The sequence below is a fragment of the Pseudomonas amygdali genome (assembly GCF_002699855.1).
In the GTDB taxonomy this organism is placed as follows: Bacteria; Pseudomonadota; Gammaproteobacteria; order Pseudomonadales; family Pseudomonadaceae; genus Aquipseudomonas; species Aquipseudomonas amygdali.
Genome location: NZ_LKBW01000321.1, coordinates 69900 through 78076 on the forward strand (window position 1 = coordinate 69900; position 8177 = coordinate 78076).

Consider the following 8177-nt stretch of genomic DNA (forward strand, 5'->3'; position numbering starts at 1 on the left):
CTAACCGAGCGGCACCCCATAACGCGCCAGAACAACAACAATGGAGCGAGACTGATGGATACCTTCAACGCGCAAGACACCTCGATCATCATCGGCATGGTGGTCGTCTATATCGTCATAACCACCTGGATGAGCATGCGCCTGCGCAGCAAGACCAGCGAGCAATACATGGTCGCCTCGCGCACCATGCCCGCCTTCGTCGTCGGCGTGCTGATGATGTCCGAGTTCATCGGTGCCAAGTCGACGGTCGGTACGGCACAGGCCGCATTCGAGAGTGGTTTCGCCGCCTCCTGGTCGGTGATCGCCGCAGCCATCGGCTTCCCGCTGTTCGGCCTGCTGATGGCGCGCAAGCTGTACAGCTCCGGCGAATTCACCATTTCCGGCTTCATCGCCAAAAAACACGGCACCTCCACCAAGCTCGCGGTCTCGATCATCATGATCTACGCGCTATTGCTGGTGAACGTCGGCAACTACGTCAGCGGCGCGGCAGCCATTGCCACGGTATTGAAAATAAACCTGACCACCGCGGCGTTCATTACGGCGATCATCAGCACGCTGTACTACGTGTTCGGCGGCCTGAAAAGCGTGGCCTACATGAGCATCCTGCACACCGGCGTGAAATACATCGGTGTGTTGATCGTGCTGGGTGTGGCGCTGAAAATGACCGGCGGCTTCAGCCCCGTGGTGCAGAACATGCCCGAGCATTACTTCACGTGGGACGGGGCCATCGGCGGCTCGAAAATCATGGCCTGGATCATCGGCACGGTCGGCGCGATTTTCTCCACGCAGTTCATCATTCAGGCCATCTCCTCGACCCCGAATCAGAACGCGGCACGCCGCTCGACCTTCTACGCCTCGCTGCTGTGCATCCCGATTGCCTTGGCGCTGGGCTTCATCGGTGTCGCCTCCAAATACCTGCACCCGGAAATGAGCAGCCTGTACGCCCTGCCGATCTTCCTGCAATCGATGAGCCCGGTATTGGCTGGCGTGGTGACCATCTCGCTGGTTGCCTCGATTTTCGTCAGCGTCAGCACCGTGGCACTGGCCATCGCCTCGCTGGTGGTCCGTGACTTCTACGTGCCGTGGCGCAAGCCGTCGGTGGATCAGGAGTTCCAAACCACCCGCCTGATTGCACTGGTGATCGGTTTCGTGCCGCTGTTCTTCGTATTCTTCGTGCCCGAGATCCTTAACCTGTCGTTCTTTACCCGTGCCCTGCGGCTGTCGATTGCCGTGGTCGCCATGATCGCGATCTACCTGCCGTTCTTCGGTTCGGGCCGAGGCGCTACCCTGGGGTTGATCGCTTCAGCCATCACCACCAGCGTCTGGTATCTGCTGGACAACCCCTACGGCATCGACAACATGTATATCGCGCTGGTGACACCGGCTATCGTCATTGCCATCGAGCGCCTGCTGCCCCAGTCCGCGTCGTCCAAACCTGCTCAAACCGAGGTTCCCCATGCCAACCGCTGATACCCGCCAGGACGCGTTCCTGCCAACGCCTTACGCGCAGAACCATGCCGCGAACCTGCACGAGCTGGCCGACGGCACGCTGCTGTGTACCTGGTTCGCCGGTACTCAGGAGGGCATGGCCGACATCTTCGTGCTGCTTTCGCGCCGCGACCCGGCCACCGGCGTCTGGAGCGAGCCGCAGAAAATGTCCGAAGATGCGTCCCGCTCGGAACAGAACCCGATTCTGTTCCAGGCACCCGGTGGCCCGTTGTGGCTGATCTGGACAGCACAGATTTCCGGCAATCAGGAGACCGCCATCATCCGCCGTCGTCTGTCACTGGATAACGGCCAAAGCTGGGGGCCGATCGACATCCTGTTCGACGAGCCCGGCACCTTTGTGCGCCAGCCGCCGGTGGTGCTGGATAACGGCGACTGGTTGTTGCCGGTCTGGTACTGCATCACCGGGCCCGGCGAAAAGTGGGTCGGCAACCATGACGTCAGCGCGGTGATGATCTCCACCGATCAAGGCCACAGCTGGACGCGCCACGATGTGCCGGACAGCACTGGCAGCGTGCACATGAATGTTCATCAATTGCCGGATGGCAGCCTGCTCGGCCTGTTCCGCAGCCGCTGGGCTGACTTCATCTACAGCAGCCGCTCAACCGACCGTGGCCGCTCCTGGAGCGCCCCGACGCCGACCGAACTGCCTAACAACAACTCGTCGATCCAGTTCGTGAAGCTGGCGACCGACGAACTGGCCCTGGTCTACAACCCGGTCAGTGCCGAAGGCCACGCCCAGCGCCGGGCCTCGCTGTACGACGAAATCGAGGATGAGGGCGACGACCGCGTCACACCGGGCGCACGTCAGGACGGCAAGGCAGCGGTGTGGGGCATCCCCCGCGCACCGATGAGCCTGGCGATCTCCCGCGACGGCGGGCACAGCTGGCCAACCCGGCTGGACCTGGAGCTGGGTGACGGCTTCTGCCTGACCAACAACTCGCAGGAAAAGCTCAATCGCGAGTTCTCCTACCCCAGCATCATTCAGGCTGCCGATGGCAGCCTGCACGTCGCGTTCACCTACTTCCGGCAGAAGATCAAGCATGTCCACCTGCCGCTGAACGCGATCCGCTGACCCACCCGCGTCGATTGGCCTGTTGCCGATCGGCACCTTTGCGGAACCCATGTCATGCCCGAACCGATTCAGTCCGTACTCGTCACCGGTGCCAGCTCCGGCATCGGCAAAGCCATTGTCACGCGCCTGCTGGAACAGGGCCTGCAGGTCACCGGTCTGAGCCGGCGTGCGCCGGACCTGCAACACCCGAACTTCACCTGGCGCGAGTGCGACCTCAATGACTTCGCCGCGCTGGACAAGGCGCTGCAACAGACGCAGCACATCGATGCGCTGATCCATGCGGCAGGCTTCATGCGCACCGCGCCGCTGGGCGAGCTGAACGCCGCCGATGGCCAGGCCATGTGGCATCTGCATGTCGCCGCTGCCAGTCACATGGTCAACGCGCTGTACCCACGGCTGCGCGCCGGTTCGCGGATTCTGATGATCGGCAGCCGGACCATGCAGGGTGCGGCCGGGCGCAGTCAGTACGCTGCCAGCAAAGCGGCGCTGCAAGGCATGGTTCGTTCCTGGGCCATCGAACTGGCGCCACGCGGCATCACCGTCAACCTGATCGCCCCCGGTGCCACCGAAACGCCCATGTTGCTGGCCCCCGGACGCAGTGGCACGCCACCGCGAAAACCGCCCATCGGCCGTTTTGTGCAACCGGATGAAATCGCCGGTCTGGCGGCGTTTCTGCTTGGCCCCGACGCGGGAGCAATTACCGGGCAAAGCCTGGTGGTGTGCGGCGGTGCGTCGTTGTAAGGTTGCATCCCGTTTCCAGGCTTTAACACAAGGGCTGTAATGAAAGTCGCCAACCGTCGTCAAGCGATACTCGAACTGGTTCTTTCCGGCAAATCCAATGTGGACGAGCTGTGCGCCCAACTCGGCGTCTCGGAAGCCACCGTACGCCGCGACCTCACAGCCCTGGCCGAAGATGGCTTGATCCTGCGCACCTATGGCGGCGCGGCGCATGTCGGCCAGCGCGAACCGGAAACCTCGCTGGAAGAGCGAAGCCGCCAGCACAGCCAGGAAAAAATGGACATCGCCCGTGCCGCGTTGGCGCATATCAACGATCACGACACACTGTTTCTTGAAGGCGGCACCAGCACCAGCGCGCTGGCGCACATTCTCAATCAGCGACGCGGGCTTCATGTAATCACCAACAACCTGTTGGCACTCAGCGATCTGGCGTTGATACCCGATGGGCGCATTACCGTGCTGGGCGGCACACTGCGGGCATCGAGCATGTCGACTTATGGGGTGGCGGCGCAGGCAGCGCTGGAACACCTGAGCGCCGACAAACTGTTCATCAGTGCCGACGGTGTGGTGGCTGAACTGGGCCTGTGCGAGGCCAGCGCCGAGCAGGCGTACCTCAAGGAAAACATGCTGGCGCGGGCTGCACAGGTTTTCGTACTGGCTGACATCACCAAGCTGGGCCGCGCGCGTCAGCAGCACTGGACACCGTTGCGCCAGCCCTGGACGCTGATCACCAACCCGGTGGATGACGAGTCACTGCTCACCCCTTTCAAGGCGCGCAAAAGCATTCAGGTGGAAATTGCCCTGCCGGGCTGACTTCACGCTCATGGCATAAAACAGTGATGTGCAAATTCTTGCGCATCACATGAACGCTGAAACTGGTCACGCCCCATACACAAAGCCCTCCAGCACCTAAACGAGCTTGCGCATACATGCGCAAAAGCCTGCGCACTATTTCGCGTTTTTTGTCTGGCCATTGAGCTTTTTTTAAACCTTTAAACGCTATCTATTTGTTTTAAATAGATAAAAAAATTGTCGGCATGCATCTTGGAATGTACTTCTGCATACAGCGGGCGAAATTGCCCGTTTCTGCGCAGAGAGTTTCCCACATGACCGATAAGCACGGCACGCACCAGCAACGACGCGCCGCACTGTTCCCCAAGACTCCGGCGACGGCCACCAGCCTTTGTCCTTTCAGAGGACCGAACGTCGCCATCGTGCCGGTGCGCTACGCGCTGGATCGCTCCCGCTACGACGCCGCGCCGGAGCAACTGAAGCCGTTGCCGAAACAGGGCAAATGGGCGCTGATGCCGACACTGAAAACACGCAGCTACACCCTTCGCCAGCTGTACGATGGCTACGTCTATGTGTTCGACGAAACGGCCGGGACGCTGCATGAATATGTCGCTTCAGCAAACAACGGCCATCTGAGCCGCATTGTCTGGACGGACGCGCAGATCGGCAATGACCAGCGAAGTGGCGCCAGTGATGGCAAGCCCTTTCTGCTCTACCCGCGACGTAACACACTGCACATCGCCTTTTCCCCGCAGCAATGGACATGGCGAGTTTGCGAGCATATGCGCTCCAGCGCCCCAAGCCGTGCGCTGTGGATGAAAGCGCTGGATCTGGCCAGCTACTGCATCACCATGGCCGAGCCGGACACCCTGCCGTTGAACCGTATCGCCGAGGCCGTGGCGGACATCGACAAGGGCCATGTTGCCGACGACGGCCGTTTCGCTGACTCGGCGATCCCCACTGCTCGCCCGCTGTCGGAAGACGCCGAAACACATCTGTTATGGGCACCACTGGGTGCTGATGTTTTTTGGCAAGGCAGCGTCGACGATCAGGACAGTTCCCTGCTCATCGCCCTTGATGACCCGCTGGCCGTTTTCAATGATCTGGGCATGCAACTGGCCGCTGATCAGGCGGCTTTTCGCGACTGGCAAGCCGAGCACGAACACAAGATTCAGATCGCCCAGACTGTCTCCGGACTATGTGGTGCCGAGAGCGACCCGCAAAAACTGCCAGCGTCGGTGCGCGGCAATGCGGCTCGCACGCACCAGTACCTGAGCGAGGTCGAAGCGTACTTCGAGCAATGCATCCTTGAAGAGGCACAGATCAGCAGCAGCAACGTTCCCGGAGATTTTCTGCTGCTGCCGGACATGTTCAAAAGCCTGGACATGCGCAAATCGATCGAAGCGCGTTACGGCAGCGTCCCTACCGAAGAGGCTGCGCAGGCCTGGAAAGATCGCCACAAATGGCGACGCGAGGTCGATCTGAGCGGCGCGCGTCAGTATCTTCAACAGCATCTGCCAAGCGGAGACGCACTGCTGCAACAGGTGCGTGACACTCAACGCGATTTTCAGCTCTGGGCAACACATATCGGCACAGACCCGCTCAAGCTGTTTATCGATACCACCCGTCCAACACAGCTGCTGTACCTGCAAACGATCATGCTCAACCTGCAGATCATTTACGCCCAGGACAGCGCAACCAGCACCTGGCTGGCCGAGCAGGAAGCCAACGCCAGCACGCTGTTTGGTACCTTGCGCTACGGCTTCTCACCCGCCCTCAAACAAGCACTGCACCAGGAGGCCGACGCGCTGCTGAACGGCCTTGGCGACGTAACCAACCTGGCTACACGTATTGGCGAACTCAATGGCGCCCTCAATCACCAGGGCTTTGCCGACAAACCGTGGATGAAGGCGCTGAAGCAACCCGTTCAGGGCACCTTCAAAGCCCTCGGCGAACTGGCCAGCGGCGCAGGTAAAACGACGCTTGAGAGCATCCTGCTGGCCTGGGTACCCATCGACAGCCGCATGGCCCTTGGCAAACAGCAGAACATCGTCGCGTTGCTTCGCACCCTGTTGATTGGCCAGATTTTGCTTGGTTCGACGGCACGCATCGCAGTCGATCAACAGGTATTCACCAAGCTCAAACAGTGGACCCGCGAATGGCAGGTCCTCAACAAGCAGATCAGCGATACCCGTCGCCGGTGGCTCTATCCGAATGCCTACAACACACGCCAAAGCACCGCTCGCAACCTGCACGCCCATAAACAGAAACTGCGCGTCCACGAACTGAGCATCCCCGCTCTGCTCGACTTCCAGAACAACGAATACGCCAAATTACTGCAGGACGAGATTCGCCAGTACTTCCAGTCCGGCAAAACCCTGGCCAAGGACTGGCTGGCCCAAGCCAAACGCTGGACCGACCGACTCGGCGGCACTGCGGGCTCGATCACTTGGGGTGTGATCATGCTCAACTTCATCAATACCGCGCTCACTTACCGGGACGTTACTCGTGATGGAGACTTCAGTGCCAAGGATATTGGCAAGGTCACGTATGGACTGGGTTACAGCTTCAATCTGTTGATGGCGGTGTTTGTTGAAGCACCTTGAAGCGTAATAAGGGATGCGACGCCGGAGCTGATTGACGGCAAGAATGTGGCAATTCTGGACAGGTCCAGTGCGTATTGGAAAACCAAGGGAAATGCGACGTGGGGTGATGCAATACGTGGGTTCAGGGTTTCGATGGTGGCAATGGGTGGGTTTGGGGTAGCGGCAGTTACGCTTGAACTATTTGATATCACAGATGATTTTCACGAAGCAAAAACATCAGGAGAAGAATACGGAATTGGCATTAAGGGATTTTCTGTATTGGTAATGGGATTGGGTTCTGCAGCCCAGTTATTGGCAGGCATTTTTCCCGCTGGTGTTTTTACGATTATCGCGATGAATCCGTGGTTCAGCGTAGCCTTGATGGCAACTGGTTTTACTTATCTCATCGCTACGATGGCCCTGAATTATTTCAAGCAAGACAGTGTTGGCTGGTGGCTACGCAAGTGCTGTTGGTCGAGAACCCTAGCCTATCGTTACGCTGAGACTGCCGAAGGTGAGCAGGAAGAAGTGCGCGCGCTGATGGAAATTCAATTATCTCCGCAGGTCCATGCAAAAAGCACCGTGCATTACGAAGACCGTTACCTTGGCAAAGGCGATTACTACAGCGTAGCCGTACAAAATGGCGCAGGGGTACAAGTGCGCTTACCCAATCTGTTACGCGGGCAATCTGTGCATTTCAACATCGTCAGCAGCAAACGACCATGGGGAGTGCTACCTGTAGAAAAAATAGACGACCCTCTGCATGAAGCGTTTCTGGACCGCGGACAATTCAGGAAGGCCGAACAGTTCGGGACGCTTACCAACAAGCAAGCTGGCAAGACGAGTGAAGATTTCACCTATCCTCTCATGCCACCTGAAAACGAAGACCTCATCTGGGAAACCTGGGTGCCGCTCGACAAGGACGCAACGTATCTTGAGCTGCAAATCTGGTATCCGAACAATCTGATCAATCCTGGTGAGGACGATAGAGGCTATCTGTTTCAGATGGAGCTTGGCACAAGGGGCGATACCGCTATTGATGGTTTGGCTGCTGTGGAGCTTGAAGTACAGGCATCAAGCAGAATTGGCACCCTGACTCTGGAAGTCGCAGAGAGTACTCCTTTATGACTCAACAGACGCCCTCCCCATGCCTGCTAAAAGGCCGAGACATTCTAAACTGGAAAATAAAAACGCTGGCTAAATCACCTAAAGAAATCATGATAGCGCAGTCCATATTTGCCGCAATTCATCTGACCGGGAGCTCAATTTTTATTTGGGGGGGCTGGAAAGTATTTTTAAAAAACCCGCCTCTACTAGTGGGCTTGATACTTGCCCTTGGAGGGGTTCTGGCTTACTTCATAGGCCTGCTCATCCGCCAAAAAACCATCTACAACTACACCATAAAACCAACTGTGCGAGACTGTCAGAAATTTTGTGTTCGGGCATAACATGTAGCTAGAGGTGCATGTATGCCGACCAAA

4 protein-coding genes and 2 pseudogenes are annotated in these 8177 nt (G+C 58.4%); all 6 read left to right on the top strand.

Annotated features, from left to right (window positions below):
* The first annotated feature begins 54 nt into the window (after nt 1-54).
* The gene (locus AO277_RS26795; RefSeq protein ID WP_044317779.1) at nt 55-1470 is read left to right on the top strand and encodes a sodium:solute symporter family protein; all 1416 of its coding nucleotides are present in this window, start codon (nt 55-57) and stop codon (nt 1468-1470) included.
* On the top strand, nt 1457-2581 hold the full coding sequence (locus AO277_RS26800) for a sialidase family protein (protein ID WP_044317780.1): 1125 nt from the start codon (nt 1457-1459) through the stop codon (nt 2579-2581). Before AO277_RS26795 ends, AO277_RS26800 begins: the two co-directional genes overlap by 14 nt.
* A 54-nt stretch (nt 2582-2635) precedes the next feature.
* Nucleotides 2636-3322 carry an SDR family NAD(P)-dependent oxidoreductase gene (locus tag AO277_RS26805; protein WP_044317781.1) on the top strand — a complete coding sequence of 229 codons (687 nt, stop codon included), beginning with the start codon at nt 2636-2638 and terminating at the stop codon, nt 3320-3322.
* Between the two features lie 39 nt (nt 3323-3361).
* Nucleotides 3362-4132 carry a DeoR/GlpR family DNA-binding transcription regulator gene (locus tag AO277_RS26810; RefSeq protein ID WP_005731522.1) on the top strand — a complete coding sequence of 257 codons (771 nt, stop codon included), beginning with the start codon at nt 3362-3364 and terminating at the stop codon, nt 4130-4132.
* 293 nt (nt 4133-4425) lie between these two features.
* A pseudogene (locus tag AO277_RS26815) lies at nt 4426-7824 on the top strand (toxin VasX).
* A pseudogene (locus tag AO277_RS29350) lies at nt 7821-8102 on the top strand (permease); the annotation flags it as partial. The pseudogenes AO277_RS26815 and AO277_RS29350, both read left to right, overlap by 4 nt.
* Nucleotides 8103-8177 lie beyond the last annotated feature (75 nt).